At 52.8% G+C, this 24,434-nt stretch carries 18 protein-coding genes and 1 pseudogene; 9 read left to right on the top strand and 10 right to left on the bottom strand.

Features of this window, described 5'->3' with window-relative positions; translation table 11 throughout:
- Positions 1-115: 115 nt before the first annotated feature.
- Both yacL and acnB read right to left on the bottom strand, forming a co-directional pair.
- The gene (gene yacL / locus OGY68_RS02470; RefSeq protein ID WP_020996227.1) at positions 116-478 is read right to left on the bottom strand and encodes a protein YacL; all 363 of its coding nucleotides are present in this window, start codon (positions 476-478) and stop codon (positions 116-118) included.
- A gap of 173 nt (positions 479-651) precedes the next feature.
- Positions 652-3,249 carry a bifunctional aconitate hydratase 2/2-methylisocitrate dehydratase gene (acnB, locus tag OGY68_RS02465; RefSeq protein WP_057067418.1) on the bottom strand — a complete coding sequence of 866 codons (2,598 nt, stop codon included), beginning with the start codon at positions 3,247-3,249 and terminating at the stop codon, positions 652-654.
- 448 nt (positions 3,250-3,697) lie between these two features.
- On the opposite strand from acnB, the gene OGY68_RS02460 reads away from it, so the two are divergent.
- Together OGY68_RS02460 and OGY68_RS02455 are read left to right on the top strand one after the other, a co-directional pair.
- On the top strand, positions 3,698-5,284 hold the full coding sequence (locus OGY68_RS02460) for a DUF3300 domain-containing protein (protein WP_057067417.1): 1,587 nt from the start codon (positions 3,698-3,700) through the stop codon (positions 5,282-5,284).
- A gap of 10 nt (positions 5,285-5,294) precedes the next feature.
- On the top strand, positions 5,295-6,089 hold the full coding sequence (locus OGY68_RS02455; RefSeq protein ID WP_057067416.1) for a DUF2950 family protein: 795 nt from the start codon (positions 5,295-5,297) through the stop codon (positions 6,087-6,089).
- 63 nt (positions 6,090-6,152) lie between these two features.
- Here OGY68_RS02455 and traT read toward each other — a convergent pair.
- The 6 genes and pseudogenes from traT to pdhR form a co-directional block, all read right to left on the bottom strand.
- Positions 6,153-6,515, bottom strand: a pseudogene (traT, locus tag OGY68_RS02450) (complement resistance protein TraT); the annotation flags it as partial.
- A gap of 59 nt (positions 6,516-6,574) precedes the next feature.
- Positions 6,575-6,859 (bottom strand): hypothetical protein, encoded by a 285-nt coding sequence (locus OGY68_RS02445; RefSeq protein ID WP_032942376.1) that lies wholly within the window; start codon positions 6,857-6,859, stop codon positions 6,575-6,577.
- Positions 6,860-7,129: 270 nt separating this feature from the next.
- On the bottom strand, positions 7,130-8,554 hold the full coding sequence (gene lpdA / locus OGY68_RS02440; RefSeq protein WP_003829486.1) for a dihydrolipoyl dehydrogenase: 1,425 nt from the start codon (positions 8,552-8,554) through the stop codon (positions 7,130-7,132).
- A 175-nt stretch (positions 8,555-8,729) separates the two neighbouring features.
- Complete coding sequence (gene aceF / locus OGY68_RS02435) at positions 8,730-10,619, bottom strand: pyruvate dehydrogenase complex dihydrolipoyllysine-residue acetyltransferase (RefSeq protein ID WP_048236128.1); 1,890 nt, start codon at positions 10,617-10,619, stop codon at positions 8,730-8,732.
- A gap of 14 nt (positions 10,620-10,633) precedes the next feature.
- Positions 10,634-13,297: a pyruvate dehydrogenase (acetyl-transferring), homodimeric type gene (aceE, locus tag OGY68_RS02430; RefSeq protein ID WP_048236129.1), complete on the bottom strand. Its 2,664-nt coding sequence runs from the start codon at positions 13,295-13,297 to the stop codon at positions 10,634-10,636.
- Positions 13,298-13,460: 163 nt separating this feature from the next.
- Positions 13,461-14,225, bottom strand: coding sequence for a pyruvate dehydrogenase complex transcriptional repressor PdhR (gene pdhR, locus OGY68_RS02425; RefSeq protein WP_003018699.1), 765 nt, complete (start codon positions 14,223-14,225; stop codon positions 13,461-13,463).
- A 564-nt stretch (positions 14,226-14,789) separates the two neighbouring features.
- Here pdhR and aroP point away from each other — a divergent pair.
- The 3 genes from aroP to OGY68_RS02410 all read left to right on the top strand — a co-directional run bounded on the left by aroP (position 14,790) and on the right by OGY68_RS02410 (position 18,679).
- The gene (gene aroP / locus OGY68_RS02420) at positions 14,790-16,163 is read left to right on the top strand and encodes an aromatic amino acid transporter AroP (protein WP_008786209.1); all 1,374 of its coding nucleotides are present in this window, start codon (positions 14,790-14,792) and stop codon (positions 16,161-16,163) included.
- A gap of 159 nt (positions 16,164-16,322) precedes the next feature.
- Positions 16,323-17,729: a glycoside-pentoside-hexuronide (GPH):cation symporter gene (locus OGY68_RS02415; protein ID WP_003829494.1), complete on the top strand. Its 1,407-nt coding sequence runs from the start codon at positions 16,323-16,325 to the stop codon at positions 17,727-17,729.
- On the top strand, positions 17,729-18,679 hold the full coding sequence (locus tag OGY68_RS02410; RefSeq protein WP_008786208.1) for a glycoside hydrolase family 43 protein: 951 nt from the start codon (positions 17,729-17,731) through the stop codon (positions 18,677-18,679). Before OGY68_RS02415 ends, OGY68_RS02410 begins: the two co-directional genes overlap by 1 nt.
- A 91-nt stretch (positions 18,680-18,770) precedes the next feature.
- Here the strand turns inward: OGY68_RS02410 and ampE are convergent, their stop codons facing one another.
- Both ampE and ampD read right to left on the bottom strand, forming a co-directional pair.
- Positions 18,771-19,625: a beta-lactamase regulator AmpE gene (ampE, locus tag OGY68_RS02405; protein WP_003829498.1), complete on the bottom strand. Its 855-nt coding sequence runs from the start codon at positions 19,623-19,625 to the stop codon at positions 18,771-18,773.
- Positions 19,622-20,185 carry a 1,6-anhydro-N-acetylmuramyl-L-alanine amidase AmpD gene (gene ampD, locus OGY68_RS02400; protein ID WP_008786207.1) on the bottom strand — a complete coding sequence of 188 codons (564 nt, stop codon included), beginning with the start codon at positions 20,183-20,185 and terminating at the stop codon, positions 19,622-19,624. Before ampD ends, ampE begins: the two co-directional genes overlap by 4 nt.
- Before the next feature lie 87 nt (positions 20,186-20,272).
- Between ampD and nadC the strand changes: the two genes are divergently transcribed.
- The 4 genes from nadC (at position 20,273) to hofC (ending at position 24,434) form a co-directional block, all read left to right on the top strand.
- Positions 20,273-21,166, top strand: a complete 894-nt coding sequence (gene nadC, locus OGY68_RS02395; protein WP_003837454.1) for a carboxylating nicotinate-nucleotide diphosphorylase — start codon at positions 20,273-20,275, stop codon at positions 21,164-21,166.
- Positions 21,167-21,409: 243 nt separating this feature from the next.
- Positions 21,410-21,847, top strand: coding sequence for a prepilin peptidase-dependent pilin (ppdD, locus tag OGY68_RS02390; protein WP_003829506.1), 438 nt, complete (start codon positions 21,410-21,412; stop codon positions 21,845-21,847).
- A 9-nt stretch (positions 21,848-21,856) separates the two neighbouring features.
- Positions 21,857-23,242: a type II secretion system protein GspE gene (gene gspE / locus OGY68_RS02385; protein WP_057067414.1), complete on the top strand. Its 1,386-nt coding sequence runs from the start codon at positions 21,857-21,859 to the stop codon at positions 23,240-23,242.
- Complete coding sequence (hofC, locus tag OGY68_RS02380) at positions 23,232-24,434, top strand: protein transport protein HofC (protein WP_057067413.1); 1,203 nt, start codon at positions 23,232-23,234, stop codon at positions 24,432-24,434. The genes gspE and hofC overlap by 11 nt, the downstream gene beginning before the upstream one ends.

The raw sequence follows: 24,434 nt of genomic DNA, 5'->3' as shown, positions 1-24,434 counted from the left end.
AGATCACAAACGCGGCAGATCACAGTTTTTGAATGATTAATAAAAATCAAATAATCATTCGGATGAAAAAAAAGCCGGGTTTGTCTCACCCGGCTTCATTGATATCTGAAATATCTCAGGATTGATGCACAAATTCGCGGTATGCCGCCACAACCTGAAGAAAGTCCTCTACACCACAGAGCGAAAAACTTTCTTCGTCGTAGTAGCTCATCCCCTCTTCCATCTCATCGCCAGAGAACTCCAGCTGATTAGCGCGAACCATCACTTCTTCGCCATCCAGCCAGAGCGTGTATTCATGCCCTGCTCGCTGCCAGGAGCGCTCACTGCCCTTAACCGCACGCGCTGCCTGTTCCACTTCATCAAGTAAGGCCAGGTTTTCTTTCACTTCCTCATTAAACCAGTGCCCCACCACCTCGTGGCCCATGGACATACGCACTTTTACCACCCCGGTAATATCGCGCAGAAATTCGTAATCCATAATGTCTTCCTCTACTCCCGGCAATGCGCCAATACCGCATTGCGCCTTGCTGTAATTATCGCAGCAGCGCGGCAGAAAAAAAGGTAGTGGGTATAAGGAATAGAAATAAAAATGCCCGGAGAAGCAGACTTCTCCGGGCATTGATGCGTTTTTACACAAAATGCTTTAGGGCATTACACCGCGGTCTGGAAAATCACACCATCGGCTTTCTCGGTGTACTGAGACAGCTGGTCGAAGTTCAGATAACGGTAAGTATCTACGGCCGTTTTATCTACCTGCGCCACATAGGTCTGGTACTCTTCCGCCGTCGGCAGTTTGCCGATCAGCGCCGCAACCGCCGCCAGCTCCGCAGAAGCCAGGTAGACGTTCGCTCCGGTACCTAAACGGTTCGGGAAGTTACGGGTAGAGGTCGACACCACCGTTGCGCCGTCGGCTACACGCGCCTGGTTACCCATGCACAGAGAGCAGCCTGGAATTTCGATACGCGCACCGCTCTTACCGAACACGCTGTAATAACCTTCTTCGGTCAGCTGTGCCGCATCCATACGGGTTGGTGGAGCCACCCACAGACGCGTTGGCAGTTGGCCTTTGTGCGCATCCAGAAGCTTACCAGCGGCACGGAAGTGGCCGATGTTAGTCATGCAGGAGCCGATGAACACTTCGTCGATCTTCTCGCCCTGTACGTCAGACAGCAGACGCGCATCGTCCGGATCGTTCGGTGCACACAGGATTGGCTCTTTGATATCCGCCAGATCGATGTCGATCACTGCCGCGTATTCTGCGTCAGCGTCGGCTTCCAGCAACTGCGGATCCGCCAGCCATTTTTCCATGCCCTGCACACGACGTTCCAGCGTACGGCGATCGCCGTAACCTTCTGCGATCATCCACTTCAGCAGAACGATGTTAGAGCTCAGATACTCAACGATCGGCTCTTTGTTCAGCTTGATGGTACAACCGGCAGCAGAACGTTCAGCGGAGGCATCGGTCAATTCGAACGCCTGCTCTACTTTGAGATCCGGCAGACCTTCGATTTCAAGAATGCGGCCAGAGAAGATGTTCTTCTTACCTTTCTTCTCAACGGTCAGCAGACCCTGTTTGATCGCGTACAGCGGGATGGCGTGTACCAGATCGCGCAGGGTGATACCCGGTTGCATTTTGCCTTTGAAACGCACCAGAACGGATTCCGGCATATCCAGCGGCATCACGCCGGTCGCCGCAGCAAACGCCACCAGACCAGAACCTGCTGGGAAGGAGATCCCGATAGGGAAACGGGTATGGGAGTCACCACCGGTACCTACGGTATCCGGCAGCAGCATGCGGTTCAGCCAGGAGTGAATAACGCCGTCGCCCGGACGCAGCGACACACCGCCGCGGTTCATGATGAAGTCTGGCAGCGTGTGATGCGTGTTCACGTCCACCGGCTTCGGATAGGCCGCGGTGTGGCAGAAGGACTGCATCACCAGATCAGCAGAGAAGCCCAGACACGCCAGGTCTTTCAGTTCGTCACGGGTCATAGGGCCAGTGGTATCCTGAGAACCGACGGAGGTCATCTTCGGTTCGCAGTACGCGCCCGGACGGATACCTTTTACGCCGCAGGCGCGGCCAACCATTTTCTGTGCCAGGGAGAAGCCACGGCTGCTTTCCGCCACGTCTTTCGCCTGACGGAATACGTCGCTGTGCGGCAGGCCCAGCGCTTCGCGCGCCTTGGTGGTCAGGCCACGACCGATGATCAGCGGGATACGGCCACCGGCGCGTACTTCGTCGATCAGGACTTCGGTTTTCAGCTCAAAGCTTGCCAGCAGTTCGCCGGTTTCGTGGTTGCGTACTTCGCCTTTGAACGGGTAAACGTCAATCACGTCGCCCATGTTCATGTTCGACACGTCCACTTCAATCGGCAGTGCGCCCGCATCTTCCATGGTGTTGAAGAAGATAGGTGCAATTTTGCCGCCGAGGCACAGGCCACCGCCACGCTTGTTCGGCACATGAGGAATGTCGTCACCCATGAACCACAGCACGGAGTTGGTTGCGGATTTACGCGAAGAACCGGTACCGACAACATCACCCACATAAGCCAGCGGGTAACCTTTTTTCTGCAATTCTTCGATCTGTTTGATCGGGCCAACCACGCCCGGCTGATCCGGTTCGATACCTTCACGGGCGTTTTTCAGCATCGCCAGCGCGTGCAGAGGGATATCCGGGCGAGACCATGCATCCGGTGCCGGAGAAAGGTCATCGGTGTTGGTTTCGCCCGTCACTTTAAAGACGGTAACGGTGATTTTTTCAGCCAGAGCTGGACGGTTCAGGAACCATTCGGCATCAGCCCAGGATTGCATTACCTGCTTCGCATATTCGTTGCCCGCTTTGGCTTTTTCTTCTACATCGTAGAAGTTATCGAACATCAGCAGCGTTGAAGAGAGCGCTTTGGCGGCAATCGGCGCCAGTTTTGCATCGTCCAGCGCGTCGATCAGCGGATGAATGTTGTAGCCACCCTGCATGGTGCCCAGCAGTTCAATGGCTTTTTCTGGGGTAACCAGCGGGGAGGTAGTGTCGCCTTTTGCGACAGCGGCGAGAAAACCAGCTTTAACATAAGCGGCTTCATCTACGCCAGGAGGAACACGGTTGATCAACAGGTCTAACAGGAATTCTTCTTCGCCCACAGGCGGGGTCTTCAGCAGCTCGACAAGTGCAGCCATTTGGGTTGCGTCTAAAGGTTTTGGCACAATCCCCTGGGCAGCACGCTCAGCTACGTGCTTACGGTATTCTTCTAGCACGACGATATCTCCTCGCTCTCATTGTCATAATGCGGCGCTTTTGTAGATGGGCGATTCTCTTCACGCTCCTGTGAGACAGTAGTTAGTAGGGTAAATGCCCGGTACCGCATAAGGCACAATAACAGGATTTTCATTAAGTGTTAATCCGTTTACAAAAAAGCAACATAAAAAATTGGCTGAATCGTTAAGAATGGTATAGCGACAAGGCGAGGTGAAATTAAGTCAGCTTAAAACCACCCATAAACGGTTAATTTTTAAGCGTGATCGGCTGAATATTCCAGCGATTTTTCCGCCATCACATATAATTGTGTAATAAATACTCACACTCTTTTTTCGGACCTACCTGGTGAATCAACCATAAAAGTCAAAACTGTCTAACACGGGTGAATAATACTCGCGGCAACAGGAACGCCTCACGGCACAGCGCTCGTCTCGTTGGAGTCATTTTATGAAGTTGCCCCTTAAGCCACATCTGCTTGTCCTTTTGTGCAGTGCCGGGCTGTTTGCCGCCTCTGGCGTGATGTTTGTTAAAAGTCGCACAACGGAGCCTGCTGCTCCGGCCCCCGTTGCGCAGCAACCGTCAACACCGGCCCCAGCTCCCGTAGCGACCCCTGCCCCGGCCGACCAAACAGCGCCCGCCGTGGCACCAACCTACTCAGCAGCACAAATCGATCAGTGGGTTGCACCTATCGCGCTCTATCCAGACTCGCTGCTGTCGCAAATTTTGATGGCCTCAACCTATCCGGCTAACGTCATCCAGGCCGCACAGTGGTCAAAAGACAATCCCAAAATGCAGGGCGATGCCGCCATTCAGGCCGTTGCCAGCCAGCCCTGGGATCCCAGCGTGAAATCGCTGGTCGCTTTTCCTCAGTTGATGTCGCTGATGGGTGAAAATCCGCCGTGGGTACAAAGCCTGGGCGATGCTTTCCTCGCACAGCCGAAGGACGTCATGGATTCCGTTCAACGTCTGCGCGCGCTGGCGCAACAAACCGGCGCGCTGCAATCAACACCGCAACAGACCGTCACCACCGTGACCAAAGCGGCACCGGCGAAAACCGCCACCAGCACGTCGACGACCAGCACTACCACCACGACAAGCCCTACTGTCATCAAGATTGAATCCGCCGATCCGCAGGTGGTGTACGTTCCAACCTATAACCCGAACACGGTTTACGGTACCTGGCCGAATACCGCCTATCCGCCAACCTATCTGCCACCAACGCCCGGTGAGCAATTTGGTAACAGCTTCGTCAATGGTTTAGGCTTCAGCCTTGGTGTCGCCACAACCTATGCCATCTTCAGCAACATCGACTGGGATGACGACGACGACCACCATCATAATGATGACTGGGATAACCATGGCGGCTATAACCGCAACGGTGATAACAACATAAACATTAACGTTGATAACTTCAATAAAATCAGTGGTCAGCGCCTGACAGATGCCAACCGTACCTGGCAGCATAACCCGGCCTACCGTGAGGGTGTACCTTACCCAAATAGCCAGCTCAATAACCGCTTCCACTCCACTAACACGGCAACCGGGTTAAGTTCGACCCAGCAAAGACCGGTCAACCGTGATAGCCAGCGTCAGGCAGCCCTGAGCCAGATGGAAAAATCGACGGGGAAAACATTCCCGCAAACGGCGCGTACGGGCACGAGAGACGCCCAGCGTCAGGCATCGAATCAACAACTGAAGCAAATTTCCCAACGTAATAACTACCGCGGTTACGATACCAAACCGCAAACCGCGAAGCGGACGAGCACTCAGCAGCGGGAGAATCGCCAGGCAGTCGCCCAGCGACAGGAGAAACGGGTCACGCAACCGGCGCAGCAACGCAATGTACAACAGCGCAATCTTCAACAGCGAACCAGCCAGCCACGCGCCAATGCGCTGAGCGGTAACGACAGTCGCTCCGCCAACTGGCAGGCACAGCAACAGCGAGGTGTCCAGAGCCGCCAGGTCGCCCGTAATCAGCCATCGCGCCAGCCTTCTGGCGGGCGTGCTGAACACCGTGAATTCCGTCATCGTTAAGGGAACCGACATGAAAAATAAACTACTCAGTGGAATGGTGTTGTTCATGGTTTCGGCCACCGGGATGGCACAACAATCCTTCAGCACACCAGACCAGGCAACAGATGCGCTGGCAAACGCTATCAGTGAGCAAAATGAAAGTGCAATGAGCAACCTGCTCGGGGAAAACTGGCGTGATTTTCTGCCGCCAGAAGGCGTCGATCCTGATGCGGTTGATCGCTTCCTGCGTGACTGGAAGGTACGCCATAGCACTGTCATCGACGGCAATACGGCGCATCTTGTGGTTGGAGACAGCGACTGGCAACTGCCAATCCCGGTCGTCAAAAACGCTTCAGGCTGGCAATTTGATATCAAGGAAGCGGCCGAAGAGATCCTGACCCGTGAGATTGGACGCAACGAACTTGCTGCCATTGAGGCGTTGCACGCCTATGTGGATGCTCAGCAGAGCTATTTTGCGATGAACCAGAAATACGCGCAAAAGATTGTCAGTTCTGAAGGGAAAAAGGATGGTCTGTACTGGCCTGTTTCGCCGGGCGAAGCGCCAAGCCCGCTTGGCCCAGCCTTCAGCCCACAGGAGCCGGGCATGGGCTATCACGGCTATCGCTTCCGGATCCTTCCCGATAAAACCAGCGGTTTTGCCATGGTAGCCTGGCCCGTTAGCTACGATCACACCGGCGTGATGAGTTTTATCATTAACGGTGAAGACAAAGTCTACCAGGCCGATCTCGGTGTTGAATCACAGCAGAAAGCACAAGCGTTAACCACATTCCATCCGGATAAAAACTGGCAACCTGTAGCGCCCTGATACCGAGTCGGAAGGTTAGTAGGCCGGGTAAGGCATAGCCACCCCCCGGCAACCCGCAACAAATTACAGGATGTTAGCGACAGATTTCGCCAATTGAGCTTCCAACACCGGCTTCGCTTCTTCGAACTTCAGATTCACTTTGTTAGCATTAGACACAACGCGGGTCTGGTATTTTGCGCGATCGCCTTGCGCGCTGCTGGTTTGCAGCTTGATGCCAGATGTCCCTTGACGCAATGCAGCAACATTATCCGTTGTCACTTTCGCTTTGCTGCGTTCAGAGATTTGCAGGTCAGTAACCATGGTGTAGTTAACGTCTTCCACCATCGCATCCGCGGCCATGCCGATCAGCCCCGCCGCGATACCACCACCCAGCGTCGCACCAGAGGTGTTGCTGTTATAAGCGGTGGTTATCGCACCACAACCAGCCAGCGTCATTGCCCACACGCTCACGTCAGCGTGGATTTGTCTGACGTGAGCTCGGAGAGTTAATTCTGATGCGGCATTAATTCAGGATAACCTTTAAACGCCGGCTTAGTGCTGATAAGTGCTATTTCGTCAGCTCGAATGCTGCCAGAGTTTGTTGCCCATACACCTTCCTGTGTCTGGTTAATCTGCTGATGCTGCGCATTCAAATTTTGTCCCATTGCCGCAATATGTGTGCTTTCGGTACCACCGCTGTTGGTAGCCCATGGAATGACGGCATCCTGCGCCAGCGCCATGCCGGAAATAAACACGGTAGTTATTACTGCTGCTTTTAAAAAACGTTTCATCATTTCCCCTCCCAATTTATTATCACGCTATTAGTTTACAGGGTTATTAATTTCATCTGATGACAAGATAAGGTGATTTATTTCTTGTGAAACAGTATGTTGATTTGGAATGCTGATTTCATGCGGTTCGGGAGTTTGATGCAGTACGGTAAAAAACATTTTCTGGCAATTCGGCTAGTTACCTTAATCGTTGCCAGATCTTGACACTATTATGTAACAAATACATAAAAAAAAGCGGCCATTCAGCCGCTTTTTATCATTTCGGAAAAATTACTTTTTCTTCGCTTTCGGGTTTGGCAGGTCGGTAATGCTACCTTCAAAGATTTCTGCCGCCAGGCCCACGGACTCGTGCAGAGTCGGGTGCGCGTGGATGGTCAGCGCGATATCTTCTGCGTCACAACCCATTTCGATCGCCAGACCGATTTCACCCAGCAGCTCGCCGCCGTTGGTACCGACAATCGCACCACCGATAACACGGTGAGATTCTTTGTCGAAAATCAGTTTGGTCATACCGTCTGCGCAATCGGAAGCGATAGCACGGCCAGAAGCAGCCCACGGGAAGGTGGCGGTTTCGTAGCTAATGCCTTTTTCTTTCGCTTCTTTCTCGGTCAGACCAACCCATGCAACTTCTGGTTCAGTGTATGCAATGGATGGGATAACTTTCGGATCGAAGTAGTGTTTCTTGCCGGCGATAACTTCAGCGGCAACGTGACCTTCATGAACACCTTTGTGTGCCAGCATCGGCTGACCGACGATATCGCCGATAGCAAAGATGTGCGGCACGTTGGTGCGCAGCTGTTTGTCAACGCGGATGAAGCCACGGTCGTCAACTTCCACGCCAGCTTTGCCCGCGTCGAGGTTTTTACCGTTCGGTACACGACCGATAGCGACCAGCACAGCATCGTAACGCTGAGCTTCGGCAGGGGCTTTTTTGCCTTCCATGGAAACGTAGATACCGTCTTCTTTCGCTTCAACGGCGGTCACTTTGGTTTCCAGCATCAGGTTGAATTTCTTGCTGATACGCTTGGTGAAGACTTTAACCACGTCTTTGTCGGCAGCCGGGATAACCTGGTCGAACATTTCAACCACGTCGATCTCTGAACCCAGCGCATGGTACACGGTACCCATTTCCAGACCGATGATACCGCCGCCCATTACCAGCAGGCGCTTAGGAACAGTTTTCAGTTCCAGTGCATCGGTGGAATCCCACACGCGCGGATCTTCATGCGGAATAAACGGCAGTTCGATCGGACGGGAACCCGCCGCGATGATTGCGTTGTCGAAGTTGATCACGGTTTTGCCGTTTTCGCCTTCAACTTCCAGGGTGTTTGCCCCGGTAAATTTACCCAGACCGTTAACCACTTTCACTTTACGGCCTTTGGCCATACCCGCCAGACCGCCGGTCAGCTGAGTGATAACTTTTTCTTTCCAGGTACGAATCTTGTCGATATCGGTTTTCGGCTCGCCAAAAACGATACCGTGTTCAGCCAGCGCTTTGGCTTCTTCGATAACTTTTGCTACGTGCAGCAGCGCTTTAGAAGGGATACAGCCGACGTTCAGACAAACACCGCCAAGGGTGCTGTAACGTTCTACGATGACGGTCTCCAGACCTAAATCTGCGCAACGGAAGGCAGCAGAGTAACCTGCAGGGCCTGCCCCAAGTACCACGACCTGAGTTTTGATTTCAGTGCTCATCATGACCTCTTAATTTATACCCGTCGTCCAGCGGGTCGTTCTATCCGCCCGTATTTTACAAAATTGTTAACAATTTTGAAACAACAAACGGCAACCGATTTGTCTTTCGCACAATAACCTCACTGACTTCATGAGATTACCAGAAAAAAGCCGGCCGTCGGGCCGGCTTTTTCGCTTACATCACCAGGCGGCGAATGTCAGACAGCATGTTGTTGATGATGGTGATAAAGCGCGCACCATCCGCACCGTCAATTACACGGTGGTCGAAGGAGAGCGAAATCGGCATCATCAGACGCGGCATAAACTCTTTACCGTTCCACACTGGCTCCATAGAGGACTTGGAGACACCGAGGATAGCCACTTCCGGCGCGTTCACAATCGGCGCGAAGTGGGTAGTACCCAGGCCACCGATGCTGGAGATGGTGAAGCAACCGCCCTGCATTTCGCCAGCGGTCAGCTTGCCATCACGCGCTTTCTTGGAGATCACGGTCAGTTCACGAGACAGCTCGGTAATGCTCTTCTTGTTCACGTCTTTGAAGACCGGAACAACCAGACCATTCGGAGTATCAACCGCTACACCGATGTTGATGTATTTCTTCAGGGTCAGGCGCTGACCGTCTTCAGACAGGGAGCTGTTGAAGCGCGGCATCTGTTCCAGAGCTGCGGCAACGGCTTTCATGATGAAGACTACTGGGGTGAATTTCACGTCCAGTTTACGTTTTTCAGCTTCGGCGTTCTGCTGTTTACGGAACGCTTCAAGATCGGTGATATCGGTCTTATCGAAGTGAGTAACGTGCGGGATCATCACCCAGTTACGGCTCAGGTTAGCACCAGAGATTTTCTGGATACGGCCCAGTTCCACTTCTTCGATTTCACCAAACTTGCTGAAGTCCACTTTCGGCCAAGGCAGCATGCCCGGGATACCGCCACCTGCTGCTGCAGCCGGAGCCGCTTCAGCACGCTTGATAGCGTCTTTCACGTAAGCCTGAACGTCTTCACGCAGGATACGACCTTTACGGCCAGAACCTTTCACTTTCGCCAGGTTCACACCGAATTCGCGCGCCAGGCGACGAATCAGCGGCGTTGCATGAACGTAAGCGTCGTTTTCAGCAAACTCAGATTTGCCTTCCGCTTTTGCGGCCGGAGCTGCGGCTTGCGCAGGCGCTGGTGCAGCGGCCGGAGCCGGAGCTGCTGCTTGTGCAGGAGCGGCTGCAGGTGCTGCGCCTTCGACTTCGAAGACCATAATCAGAGAACCGGTTTTAACTTTGTCGCCGGTGCTGATTTTGATTTCTTTCACGGTACCCGCGAACGGTGCCGGAACTTCCATCGACGCTTTATCGCCTTCAACGGTGATCAGTGACTGCTCAGCGGCAATTTTATCGCCCACTTTAACCATCACTTCAGTGACTTCAACTTCGTCACCACCGATATCCGGTACGTTAACTTCTTTCGAGCCGGAAGCAGCCGGGGCCGCCGCTGCTGCTGGAGCAGCCGCCTGAGCCGGTGCAGCAGCAGGCGCTGCGCCCGCCACTTCGAAGACCATAATCAGGGAACCGGTAGACACTTTGTCACCCGTGTTGATTTTGATCTCTTTGACGGTACCTGCGAACGGCGCCGGAACTTCCATAGAGGCTTTGTCACCTTCAACGGTGATCAGAGACTGTTCAGCCGCAACGGTGTCGCCCACTTTAACCATGATCTCGGTAACTTCTACTTCGTCGCCGCCGATGTCAGGTACGTGTACGTCTTTCGCCGCAGAGGCAGCAGGTGCTGCTGCCGGAGCTGCTTCTTTCTTCTCTTCTGCCTGAACAGGTGCAGCAGCTGCTGCACCGTCGGCGGAATCGAAAATCATGATCAGTTTGCCGGTCTCAGTTTTGTCGCCAACAGAGACTTTGATCTCTTTAACGATACCCGCCTGAGGGGACGGAACTTCCATAGAGGCTTTGTCGCCTTCTACGGTGATCAGCGACTGTTCAGCTTCAACTTTGTCGCCTACTTTGACCAGGATCTCGGTGATTTCAACTTCATCAGCCCCGATGTCCGGTACATTGATTTCGATAGCCATTATTCTTTTACCTCTTACGCCAGACGCGGGTTAACTTTATCTGCATCGATGTTGAATTTGATGATTGCGTCAGCAACCACTTTCTTATCGATTTCGCCACGTTTAGCCAGTTCGCCCAGGGCCGCTACAACCACGTAGGAAGCATCAACTTCGAAGTGGTGACGCAGGTTTTCACGGCTGTCAGAGCGACCGAAACCGTCAGTACCCAGTACGCGATAATCATCAGCTGGTACATAAGTACGAACCTGTTCGGCAAACAGTTTCATATAGTCAGTAGATGCCACTGCCGGAGCGTCGTTCATCACCTGAGCGATGTACGGAACGCGCGGAGTTTCCAGCGGGTGCAGCATATTCCAGCGCTCACAATCCTGGCCATCACGCGCCAGTTCAGTGAAGGAGGTTACGCTGTAAACGTCAGAACCTACACCGTAGTCGTTCGCCAGGATCTGTGCTGCTTCACGCACGTGACGCAGGATAGAACCGGAGCCCAGCAGCTGAACTTTACCTTTCTTACCTTCGAGGGTTTCGAGTTTGTAGATACCTTTACGGATACCTTCCTCGGCACCTGCTGGCATTGCCGGCATGTGGTAGTTTTCGTTCAGCGTGGTGATGTAGTAGTAAACGTTCTCTTGTTTCTCACCGTACATACGCTCCAGACCATCGTGCATGATGACCGCAACTTCGTACGCGTAAGACGGATCGTAAGAGATACAGTTCGGGATAGTCAGAGACTGAATATGGCTGTGACCATCTTCGTGCTGCAGACCTTCACCGTTCAGCGTCGTACGACCAGAAGTACCACCAATCAGGAAGCCACGAGCCTGTTGGTCGCCTGCCTGCCAGCACAGGTCACCAATACGCTGGAACCCGAACATGGAGTAGTAGATGTAGAACGGGATCATCGGCAGATCGTTGGTGCTGTAAGAAGTCGCAGCAGCCAGCCAGGATGCGCCTGCACCCAGTTCGTTGATACCTTCCTGCAGGATCTGACCTTTCTCATCTTCTTTATAGTAAGCAACCTGCTCACGGTCCTGCGGGGTGTACTGCTGACCGTTCGGGCTGTAGATACCAATCTGACGGAACAGACCTTCCATACCGAAAGTACGCGCTTCGTCAGCGATGATCGGAACCAGACGATCTTTGATCGACTTGTTCTTCAGCATCACGTTCAGGGCACGAACGAAAGCGATAGTGGTGGAGATTTCTTTGTTCTGCTCTTCCAGCAGCGCACCGAAGTCTTCCAGAGCTGGCAGTTCCAGCTTCTCGGTGAAGTTCGGCTGACGAGCTGGCAGGTAGCCATGCAGTTTCTGACGCTGAGCGTGCAGATAAGTGTGCTCTTCAGAACCTTCCGGGAAGGTGATGTAAGACAGGTTTTCAACCTGCTCATCGGTCACAGGAACGTTGAAACGGTCGCGGATATAACGCACGCCGTCCATGTTCATTTTCTTAACCTGGTGAGCGATGTTTTTACCTTCAGCAGTGTCACCCATGCCGTAACCTTTGATGGTATGGGCTAGGATTACAGTTGCTCTGCCTTTGGTTTCCTGCGCTTTTTTCAGTGCAGCGTAGACTTTCTTCGGATCGTGACCACCACGGTTCAGAGCCCAAATCTGCTCGTCAGTCCAGTCAGCAACCAGTGCTGCGGTTTCCGGGTATTTACCGAAGAAGTGCTCACGTACGTATGCGCCATCTTTGGATTTGAAGGTCTGGTAGTCGCCGTCAACGGTTTCGTTCATCAGCTGGATCAGTTTACCGCTGGTGTCTTTACGCAGCAGCTCATCCCAACGACCGCCCCACATGACTTTGATAACGTTCCAGCCAGCGCCCGCGAAGATGCCTTCCAGTTCGTTAACAATCTTGCCGTTACCAGTTACCGGGCCGTCAAGACGCTGCAGGTTACAGTTGATAACAAAGACCAGGTTGTCCAGTTTTTCACGGGTTGCGATGGTGATCGCACCTTTAGATTCTGGCTCATCCATCTCGCCGTCGCCCAGGAAGGCGTAAACGGTCTGTTTAGAGGTATCTTTCAGGCCACGGTGTTCCAGATATTTCAGGAATTTAGCCTGGTAGATAGCACCGATTGGGCCCAGACCCATAGATACGGTCGGGAACTGCCAGAATTCTGGCATCAGTTTCGGGTGCGGGTAGGAAGACAGGCCTTTGCCATGTACTTCCTGACGGAAGTTGTTCATCTGCTCTTCAGTCAGACGACCTTCCAGGAATGCGCGTGCGTAGATGCCCGGAGAGATGTGACCCTGGAAGTACACCAGATCGCCGCCATCTTGCTCGTTGCGTGCGCGGAAGAAGTGGTTGAAGCAAACATCATATACCGTTGCGGAGGACTGGAAGGATGCCATGTGGCCACCCAGCTCGAGGTCCTTTTTAGACGCGCGCAGTACGGTCATAATGGCGTTCCAGCGGATAGCAGAACGAATACGACGTTCCAGCTCCAGATTGCCCGGGTATTCCGGTTCATCTTCAACGGCAATAGTGTTTACATAATTGCTGGCCCCTGCACCTGCCGCTACTTTCACGCCGCCTTTGCGAGCTTCTGAAAGCAGTTGGTCGATCAGATACTGAGCACGCTCAACACCTTCTTCACGGATGACCGATTCGATCGCCTGTAGCCAGTCGCGAGTTTCGATCGGATCCACGTCATTTGGGAAACGTTCTGACATGGGGGTATTCCTTATCTATCTAATACGTTGAGTTATCTGGAACCTGTCCCATTACGTTCTCGCCAGAGAGCGTAATAAGACAGGTTCTGCGTTTAGTTGCCGCGCACTTTATATGGCGCTTGATTTACAACATCTTCTGGTTAACGTTCTACCAGAAAAATCACTAATTCTTTCGTTGCTCCAGACGGCGTAAGGCGCGTTCACGACGGCTTTCCTCACGGCTTCTGTCCAGCAGGATCTCTTCGATAAACGCCAGGTGACGGTGGGACGCTTCACGCGCCTCTTCCGGCTTCCCGGCAATAATTGCTTCAAAAATACGGGTACGGTGACTGCTAACCAGTGGCAGCATTTCACGACGCGCATACAGCAATTCGAAGTTTTGCCGAACGTTCTGGGCCAGCATCGGCTCCATACACCTTAGCAAATGGAGCAGCACCACATTGTGTGCCGCTTCGGTGACAGCAATTTGATACTGGAGTACCGCATCAGATTCGCCGTCAAGATCGCCGGACTGTTGAGCAAGCTCGATCGCATGGTGGAGTTCACGGATACGCGTTTTGTCTTCATCCGTGCTGCGCAGTGCAGCGTAATAAGCCGCAATACCTTCCAGCGCATGGCGCGTCTCAAGCAGGTCAAACTGGGATTCAGGATGGTCGGAGAGCAGCTCTACCAGTGGGTCGCTAAAGCTCTGCCACAGGCTGCTCTGAACAAAAGTGCCACCGCCCTGACGACGAAGCAGTAAGCCCTTCGCTTCAAGGCGTTGGATCGCCTCGCGTAAGGAGGGGCGGGAGACGTCGAACTGTTTTGCCAGCTCGCGTTCCGGTGGGAGTTTTTCTCCGGGGCGAAGTGTCCCCTCAAGAATTAAAAACTCCAGCTGCTGCTCAATCACATCGGAGAGTTTTGGTTGGCGGATTTTGCTGTAGGCCATGATTTCCTGTCTTAAGCCATTTGCCCGGAGTCAATTGGTCTTACCAATTTCATGTTCTTGACGCTAAAGTAACAAAGTATTCACCTTCTGTCCATACAGGTTTTGATTGAAATCAGTAAAGGAGGCATATTTTAACAACATTACAGAAATAACGTTTCAAACATGTAACTATGCACAAATGTTAAATTTACCCACCTCGGGGTAGTTTTAACGGAATTGAAACGAAAAATTATCTCATCTGAACCGATTCACCTGCTTATTTATCGATATATCAACCACTATTAATGAATAGAAATTCAAAATGGAAATTTTGTGGTAGATAAACTCGCATTTACAAATGGTTTCTTTTTATTCAACTCGTCATCTTCCCCGCATAAAGCAGGTGCATTCGCGCTCGCATATCATTATTCTGATCAAGACAAAAGTATTAAGGCAACATTTTATCAAAAGCATCTGTAAACAAATTAATACAACAAACGGAATTGCAAACTTACACACGCATTGCTGCGTAGTTCAAAAAATAAGCACTCGAAATATGAAGAGTAAAACCACACACGAGGTTTCATGATGGAAAGTCAACAGCATGGCGATCAGCTCAAGCGCGGCCTTAAGAACCGCCATATACAGCTAATCGCACTGGGTGGCGCGATTGGTACCGGGTTATTCCTCGGTAGCGCATCCGTTATCCAGTCTGCAGGACCGGGTATTATTCTGGGTTACGCTATTGCCGGCTTTATCGCCTTTTTGATTATGCGTCAGTTAGGTGAAATGGTGGTTGAAGAGCCCGTTGCAGGCTCATTTAGTCACTTTGCTTATAAATACTGGGGCGGTTTCGCGGGGTTCTCTTCCGGCTGGAACTATTGGGTGCTGTACGTGCTGGTTGCCATGGCTGAGCTAACTGCCGTGGGTAAATACATCCAGTTCTGGTACCCGGAGATCCCAACATGGGTGTCTGCGGCTGCCTTCTTTGTGCTGATCAACGCCATCAACCTGACCAACGTGAAAGTGTTTGGTGAGATGGAGTTCTGGTTCGCCATTATTAAAGTCATTGCCGTCGTAGCGATGATCCTGTTCGGCGGCTGGTTACTGTTTAGCGGTAACGGCGGCCCGCAGGCCAGCGTCAGCAACCTGTGGGACCAGGGAGGCTTCCTGCCGCATGGCTTCACCGGTCTGGTGATGATGATGGCTATTATCATGTTCTCTTTCGGTGGGCTGGAGCTGGTCGGGATCACCGCAGCAGAAGCGGATAACCCGGAGCAAAGCATTCCCAAAGCGACTAACCAGGTTATCTACCGTATCCTGATTTTCTATGTGGGTTCGCTGGCGGTTCTGCTTTCCCTGATGCCGTGGACGCGTGTCACGGCGGATACCAGCCCGTTTGTCCTTATTTTCCACGAGCTGGGCGACACCTTTGTTGCTAATGCCCTGAACATCGTAGTGCTGACTGCCGCCCTTTCTGTCTATAACAGCTGCGTATACTGCAACAGCCGTATGCTGTTCGGTCTGGCACAGCAGGGCAATGCGCCGAAAGCGCTGATGAACGTCGACAAACGCGGTGTACCGGTGAACACCATTCTGGTTTCCGCACTGGTGACGGCTCTGTGTGTGCTGATCAACTACCTGGCACCGGAATCCGCCTTTGGCCTGCTGATGGCGCTGGTGGTTTCCGCACTGGTGATCAACTGGGCAATGATTAGCCTGGCACACATGAAGTTCCGCAAAGCCAAACAGCAGCAGGGTGTTACCACCCGCTTCCCGGCGCTGCTCTATCCGCTGGGTAACTGGGTGTGCCTGATTTTCATGGCTGCAGTACTGGTGATTATGCTGATGACGCCGGGCATGGCGATCTCGGTGTACTTAATCCCTGTATGGATTGCCATTCTTGGCATCGGCTACCTGTGTAAACAGAAAACGGCCGGCGCGGTTAAAGCGCATTAATCCCCCCCTCCCCCCACCTGCGTCAGGTGGGGGTTGTTACCTGTCTCACACTTTCCCACTCACGACTGTTTAGTCCATATCAGCGGCGTTATCCTGCAACGCAAAAACACCGGTGCCGGACAATAATTCTCTCCATATCTCATTAATGGAGTGCAGTTGATGGAAACCAGTAAGCTCACGGTGAAAGAAAAGATCGGCTATGGAATGGGCGACGCCGGATGCAACATCATCTTTGGCGCCATCATGTTGTTTGTTAACTATTTTTACACCGACATTTTTGGTCTGGCACCTGCACTGGTCGGCGTATTACTGCTCTCAGTACGCGTTATCGACGCCGTTACCGACCCTATAATGGGCGCGATGGCCGACCGCACCCGTAGTAAATATGGTCGATTTCGTCCATGGCTTTTATGGATGGCTTTTCCGTACGCGTTATTCAGCGTACTGATGTTTACCACTCCAGAGTGGACCTATAACAGCAAAGTTATCTATGCGTTCGTTACCTACTTCCTGCTATCTATTACTTATACAGCGATCAACATTCCCTACTGCTCGCTCGGCAGCGTCATCACCAACGATCCGAAGGAACGCGTCGCCTGCCAGTCATATCGCTTTGTGTTGGTAGGCATTGCAACCCTGCTGCTGTCCCTCACCTTGCTGCCAATGGCCGACTGGTTCGGCGGGGAAGACAAAGCCAAAGGGTATCAGATGGCGATGGCGGTTCTGGCTTTCATCGGCATGTGTATGTTTCTGTTTTGCTTCGCTACGGTCCGTGAACGCGTACGCCCTGCTGTCCAGACCAATGACGATTTAAAAGCCGATCTGAAAGACGTGTGGAAGAACGATCAGTGGGTAAAAATTCTGCTGTTAACACTGTGCAACGTCTGTCCGGGCTTTATTCGCATGGCTGCCACCATGTACTACGTGACATGGGTTATGCAGCAAAGCACGCAGTTCGCAACGCTGTTTATCAGTCTTGGTGTGGTCGGCATGATGATCGGCAGTATGTTGGCGAAGGTATTAACCGATCGCTGGTGCAAACTGAAAGTCTTCTTCTGGACCAATATTATCCTGGCGATTTTCTCTGCCGCGTTTTACTTCTTCGATCCGAAAGCCACCATGATGATTATGGTGCTCTACTTCCTGCTCAACATCCTGCACCAAATTCCTTCTCCGCTGCACTGGTCGCTGATGGCGGATGTCGATGACTATGGCGAGTGGAAAACCGGTAAACGCATCACCGGAATCAGCTTCTCCGGTAACCTGTTCTTCCTGAAACTGGGCCTGGCGATTGCCGGAGCGATGGTCGGCTTCCTGCTCTCCTGGTACGGTTACGACGCTGGGGCGAAAGCGCAAAGCGACTCTGCCATTAACGGTATTATGCTGCTGTTTACCATCATACCGGGCGTAGGCTACCTGATTACCGCAGGCGTGGTTCGTCTGCTTAAAGTTGACCGCGAGTTTATGCAGCAAATCCAGACAGATTTAGAAAAGCGCCGCGCCAACTACCGTGAACTGAATGAATACCACGATATAAAAACGACTGAAACCGTAAGGAAAGCCTAATGAATCAGTGGCCAAATCCCTTTATTGAACAGCGTGCCGATCCGTTTATCTTACGTGACGGTAGCCACTATTATTTCATTGCTTCAGTACCCGAATATGACCGACTGGAGATACGCCGGGCCGACTCGCTGGAGGGGTTGCGCACCGCCGCCCCGGTTGTCGTCTGGCGCAAACCAGAAAGCGGCCCCATGAGCCAACTCATCTGGGCACCCGAAATCCATCATCTGGCAGGCAAGTGGTACATCTATTTTGCTGCCACCCACACACAGTCGCTCGACAAGCTGGGGATGTTCCAGCATCGCATGTTTGCGCTCGAATGTGCCGACGCCGATCCGTTGACCGGGCAGTGGACGGAGAAAGGTCAGATTAAAACGCAGTTTGATACCTTTGCGCTTGATGCCACCACCTTTAACCATCAGGGAAAACAGTGGTACCTCTGGGCGCAGAAGTCGCCCGATATCGCCGGAAACTCCAATATCTATCTCGCTGAGCTGGAAAATCCATGGACGATTAAAGGCGAGCCGGTCATGCTAAGTCATCCTGAGTATGACTGGGAATGCCGGGGTTTTTGGGTCAATGAAGGTCCTGCCGTCATGGTTCATGGCGATAAGCTGTTTATCAGCTATTCCGCCAGCGCCACCGATGAGAACTACTGTATGGGATTATTGTGGATTGACCTCAACGCCGATCCGCTCAAACCGCAGAACTGGCACAAATCACCGCGTCCGGTCTTTACCACCAGTTATGAAAACCGCCAGTTTGGGCCAGGACACAACAGCTTTACACAAACGCCGGAAGGTGAAGATGTACTGGTGTATCACGCGAGAAACTACACCGAAATCGAGGGCGATCCGCTGTACGACCCAAACCGCCACACTCGTCTGAAGCTCGTGCGTTGGGACGAAAACGGCATGCCAGATTTTGGCGTGCCGCCTGCTGATACGAACTAAACCGTTGCACTGCCCGGTGGCGCTAACGCTTACCGGGCCTACACGTTTTTCATTGTAGGCCGGATAAGCATTAGCGCCATCCGGTACAACGCTATACTAATGCCCCATAAATGGTGAGCACCGCAATAACCACCACCACCACAAACGAGGTTTTCTTCGCCAGCGAAACGGCGGCTTTTGGCGTTTCGACTTTATCGGTGTGCGGTTCACGCGCCAGCGAGAACTGCGCCAGACGCGTAAGCACCTGATATTGCGACGTGTGCAGATCCGCAAGCGAGGCAAACCAGGCCGGCAGCGCTTTCTCACCATGTCCCAACAGCGCATAGACCACGCCCGCCAGACGCACCGGGATCCAATCCAGAACATGCAGGATCGCATCAATGCCTGATTGCAGACGCTGGTGCGGTGTCTGATAGCGCGCCAGCCAGGACTGCCAGGCGCGTAAAAAAGCATAACCAACCAGCGTCACAGGTCCCCACGGACCACCGACAATCAGCCAAAATAACGGCGCCAGATAAAAGCGGAAGTTGTTCCATAACAGCGCGTTCTGCAGTTCGCGCAAGAATTCACGCTCATCGCAGTCCGGCGGAACCCCATGGATAAGCGTCAGCTCGCTGGCCATCGCATCACGGGCGTGAGCATCATCGCGAGCAGCCGCATTCAGGTAAGCGTGATAGTGAAGGCGCGCCTTGCCAGCACCGATGCACAGCAAGCCAATTAAGATCCACGCCACCAGCAACGGAACATTAAACAACAGCCCATGAAGTGCGCGCAGTAGCAGAAATGTCACTCCCATCGCAATAAGAGTCATGCCTACCGTACGCATCATCGAAAAATGCTTAATCCGGCGGAAAAAAGCTTCAATCCGGTGATCAAGCTGCCAGTGCTCACCCAGCTTAAACAGGCGTTCAACAATCAACACCAATAATGTTGTAAACAGCGTCATGTCATCTCCTTGTGCGACGAGGGGGTGACCAGGGCGCGGAACCTTGCCCAGTCAAAGGACGGCCCGGGATCGGTCTTACGCTCGGGCGCAATATTGCAATGTCCTGTCATGTTGTTAGCAATGGCCGGATAACGCGTAATCAGAGTATTCGTCACGGCAGCCAGTTGCTGGTACTGCGCATCGGTATAGGCCAGCGTATCCGTCCCTTCCAACTCAATACCAATTGAAAAATCATTACAGCGTTCTCGCCCTTGATAGCTCGACACACCCGCATGCCAGGCGCGTTTATCAAAAGGCACATATTGCACGATTTCACCGTCACGGCGAATCAAACAATGGGCCGAAACACGCAGATGGGCGATCCCGGCAAAATAAGGATGGGCGTTGGGATCAATCGTGCCCGTAAACAGCGCGTCTATCCACGGGCCGCCAAACTCGCCGGGCGGCAGGCTGATATTATGCACCACCAGCAGAGAAGGGTTTTCGTCATCCGGGCGGCAATCGTAATGCGGAGAGGGGACGCGTCGCGCCTCTGCCAGCCAGCCCTCGTCTAACAACATGCAGAATCTCCTTATTGGTGGTGCTCATATCAGGTTCAGGGTAGCATGTTTCCACCTTATGATTCGTTAGCAATTTGGAGTTTTATCATGCCGCCTCGCCGCTATAACCCTGACTACCGACGTGACGCGCTGTTGGAACGCATAAATCTGGATATCCCTGCCGCTGTAGCTCAGGCGCTGCGTGAAGATTTAGGCGGAGAAGTTGATGCCAATAACGATATCACCGCACAGCTTTTACCCGAAGACATGCGCTCCCATGCCACCGTAATCACCCGCGAAGATGGCGTTTTTTGTGGAAAACGTTGGGTGGAAGAGGTCTTTATTCAGCTGGCTGGTGATGATGTCAACATCACATGGCATGTCGAAGATGGCGACAGCATAAAGGCCAATCAGCCGCTGTTTGAACTGGACGGCCCTTCCCGCGTTTTACTGACCGGTGAACGTACTGCGCTGAATTTTGTGCAGACGCTTTCAGGTGTAGCGAGCGAAGTGCGTAAATACGTCGACCTGTTAGCGGGAACCAAGACCCAACTGCTGGATACGCGCAAAACCCTGCCGGGACTGCGTACCGCGCTAAAATACGCCGTATTGTGCGGCGGCGGCGCGAATCATCGTTTGGGGCTGTCCGACGCCTTCCTGATTAAAGAAAACCACATTATTGCTTCCGGCTCGGTACGTCAGGCCGTCGAAAAAGCCTTCTGGTTGCACCCGGATGTGCCGGTTGAAGTCGAAGTAGAAAGCCTGGATGAACTGGACGACGCGCTGAAAGCCGGGGCCGATATCATCATGCTCGATAACTTCGAAACTGACCAAATGCGCGAAGCGGTAAAACGCACCAACGGCCAGGCGCGTCTGGAAGTGTCGGGCAACGTCACCCATGAAACGCTGCGCGAATTTGCCGAAACCGGTGTGGACTTTATCTCCGTTGGCGCGCTGACCAAACATGTTCGCGCACTCGATCTCTCCATGCGATTTCGCTAATTGCTGATTGTATTGCCCGATGACGCTTCGCTTATCGGGCCTACTACACAGGTTTATTCCGTAAGCCGAATACGGCATTTACACCACCACCCGGCAGTTTCTTCGAGTCTCTTCGCAAATACATTGTCTGACTCTGTAATTTCGTAAAAATCCTCTGAACCCGCTTTCCCGTTTTGTTTTTTGTCTCTCGCCGTCCTCCCCTCGGTTTGCCAAAGTAGCGCCAGCAAACTCAAGGAGCGAACGATGAACAAGCAACGAGGCTTTACGCTTATCGAACTCATGGTGGTGATTGGCATTATTGCCATCCTTAGCGCCATCGGCATTCCGGCATATCAAAACTATCTACGCAAAGCCGCGCTGACAGACATGCTGCAAACCTTTGTCCCCTATCGCACGGCGGTTGAGCTCTGTGCACTGGAGCATGGCGGAACAGATACCTGCGATGCCGGAACGAATGGTATTCCCTCTCCAACAACTACCCGTTACGTCTCAGCCATGAGCGTTGAAAAGGGAGTTGTCAGCCTTAGTGGGCAGGAAAGCCTGAACGGGCTAAGCATCACCATGACGCCAGGTTGGGACAATGCCAACGGCATTACCGGCTGGAACCGAAACTGCGTCATCCAGAACGACAGCGCATTGCAGCAGGCCTGTGAAGACGTTTTCCGCTTTGATACCCACTAAGGAACAGAGATGAATACCACCCAACTTACGGCACTATGCCAACGTTATCAGGCAATATTACTGGATGCAGACAATGAAGTGGTGCATATCGCCGTCGTAGACGCCCCATCACACGAACTGCTGGATGCGCTGCATTTTGCCACCACCCGACGCATCGACATTGTCTGCTGGACACGTCAGCAAATGGAAGGCCACACGCATACACCGCAGAAAATGCTCCCGGCAGTAGTCACGAAAAGCAGCGCCAGCGCAGCAGACTTGCTGAATCAGACGTTTCATTCCGCTCTGACGCAACGGGCTTCTGATATTCATTTTGAACCCGAGGAAAATCACTATCGAATCAGATTGCGCGTAGATGGCGTGCTTCACGCTTTACCGGAAGTCACGACCGAGATGGGCATTGCCATCACCGCAAGGTTAAAAGTATTAGGCAGCCTGGATATCGCCGAGCATCGGCTTCCACAAGACGGACAATTTACCGTTGAGATTTCAGGAGAGCCGGTCTCGTTTCGCATCGCCACCCTACCCTGTCGCTACGGCGAAAAAGTCGTGTTACGGCTACTTCATCAGGTCGATCAGTCACTGGAGATCGCGGCGCTGGGAATGCAAGACGCGCAGCTGGCCGCATTTTCGCAAGCCTTGCAGCAGCCTCAGGGGTTGATTCTGGTCACCGGACCTACCGGAAGCGGCAAAACGGTCACGCTGTACAGTGCGCTGCAAACCCGAAACACCCCGGATGTGAATCTTTGTAGCGTGGAGGATCCGGTAGAGATCCCGATCGCAGGCCTCAACCAGACGCAAATTCACCCACGCGCCGGTTTGACTTTTCAGGGAGTCTTACGTGCTCTGCTGCGCCAGGATCCCGACATTATCATGGTGGGTGAAATCCGCGATGGCGAAACGGCCGAAATAGCCCTTAAAGCAGCGCAAACCGGCCATCTGGTTCTTTCTACGCTGCATACCAATTCCACCAGTGAAACGCTGGTGCGCCTGCAACAAATGGGTGTCGCACGCTGGATGATCGCCTCCGCGCTGACGCTCGTTATTGCACAGCGGTTGGTCAGAAAGTTGTGCCCCCATTGCCGACAACGTCAGAGTACGCCTATCACGCTCCCGAAAACTGTCTGGCCTACACCACTACCGAATTGGCAGGCCCCTGGCTGCAAACATTGTTATCACGGATTTTATGGCCGTACGGCATTGTTTGAAGTGCTCCCTGTTACTCCGGCATTACGTCAGAGTATTGCCAGTGGCACATCAGTAGACGAAGTGGAATCTGATGCTCAGCAATCAGGAATGAGAACGCTTTTCGAGAATGGCTGTCAGGCCGTCAAGCAAGGGTTAACGACATTTGAAGAGCTGATTCGTGTACTGGGCATGCCTCATGTCCGCTAAACAGCTTTGGCGATGGCAAGGCATTAACAACGAAGGTAAATCGCTGGAAGGAACGGTATGGGCCGATACCCGACCGTCATTGATGCTGGCTCTTGAGGAACAACAGATTACGCCGCTGCGCATTAAACGTATGCGTGTCAAAATCTCGCACTGGAGCCGTACAAGAAGTGCCGAAACCATACACCAGTTGGCGACATTGCTAAAGGCAGGGTTAACGCTCTCAACAGGTCTAGCTCTGCTTGCTGAACAGCATCCCAGCAGTCAATGGCAGGCGCTACTGCGTACGCTGGCTGACGATATGAAACAGGGCATTACCCTCTCCGCCTCGTTATCACAATGGCAACACGTTTTTCCGCCCCTTTACCAGGCAATGATCCGTACCGGAGAACTTACGGGTAAGCTGGACGACTGCTGTTTTGAACTCGCCTACCAGCAAAAGAAACAACAGCAACTTGCTGATAAAGTTAAAAAATCCCTGCGCTATCCGATCATCATCATAACAATGGCGGTGATGGTCGTATTTGCGATGCTGCAGTTTGTACTCCCTGAGTTTGCCGCTATCTACCAGACGTTCAACACCCCGCTACCGGCGCTCACTCAGTGGATTATTACCATCGCACACTGTAGCAGCCAATGGGGATGGCTGGCGGTAGCGCTTGGCCTGGTAGCAGTTGCCACACATCATTTGATAAAGCAGAAACCGTACTGGCTCATTCTGCGCCAGAAATTGCTGCTCAGCCTCCCGGTCATAGGGCCGATGGTGAGAGGGCAAAAACTCACGCAGATCTTCACTGTTCTGGCGTTAACGCAAAATGCAGGCATTCCCTTTTTGCAGGGGCTTGAGAGCGTTACCGAAACGCTGGCTAACCCTTTCTGGTCTCAACGTTTAGCACTGGTTCAGCAGGACATCAGCTCTGGAAAACCGATCTGGTTAGCGCTTAAAAATAGTGGTGAATTCAGCCCATTGTGTATACAGCTGGTCAGAGCTGGTGAAGCTTCCGGCTCGCTGGATGCAATGCTGCGCAATCTTGCTCATCACCATGGCGAGAAAACCCTGGCTCAGGCTGAGAATTTGGCTGCATTACTTGAGCCTGCGTTGCTGGTCATTACGGGGCTTATCATCGGTACGCTGGTCGTCGCGATGTATTTACCGATTTTCCATCTGGGAGATGCGATGAGCGGGGTGGGATAG

This window comes from Citrobacter sp. Cpo065 (assembly GCF_030332805.1).
Classification (GTDB): domain Bacteria; phylum Pseudomonadota; class Gammaproteobacteria; order Enterobacterales; family Enterobacteriaceae; genus Citrobacter; species Citrobacter portucalensis.
This window is presented reverse-complemented; position numbering and strand designations above follow the sequence as displayed.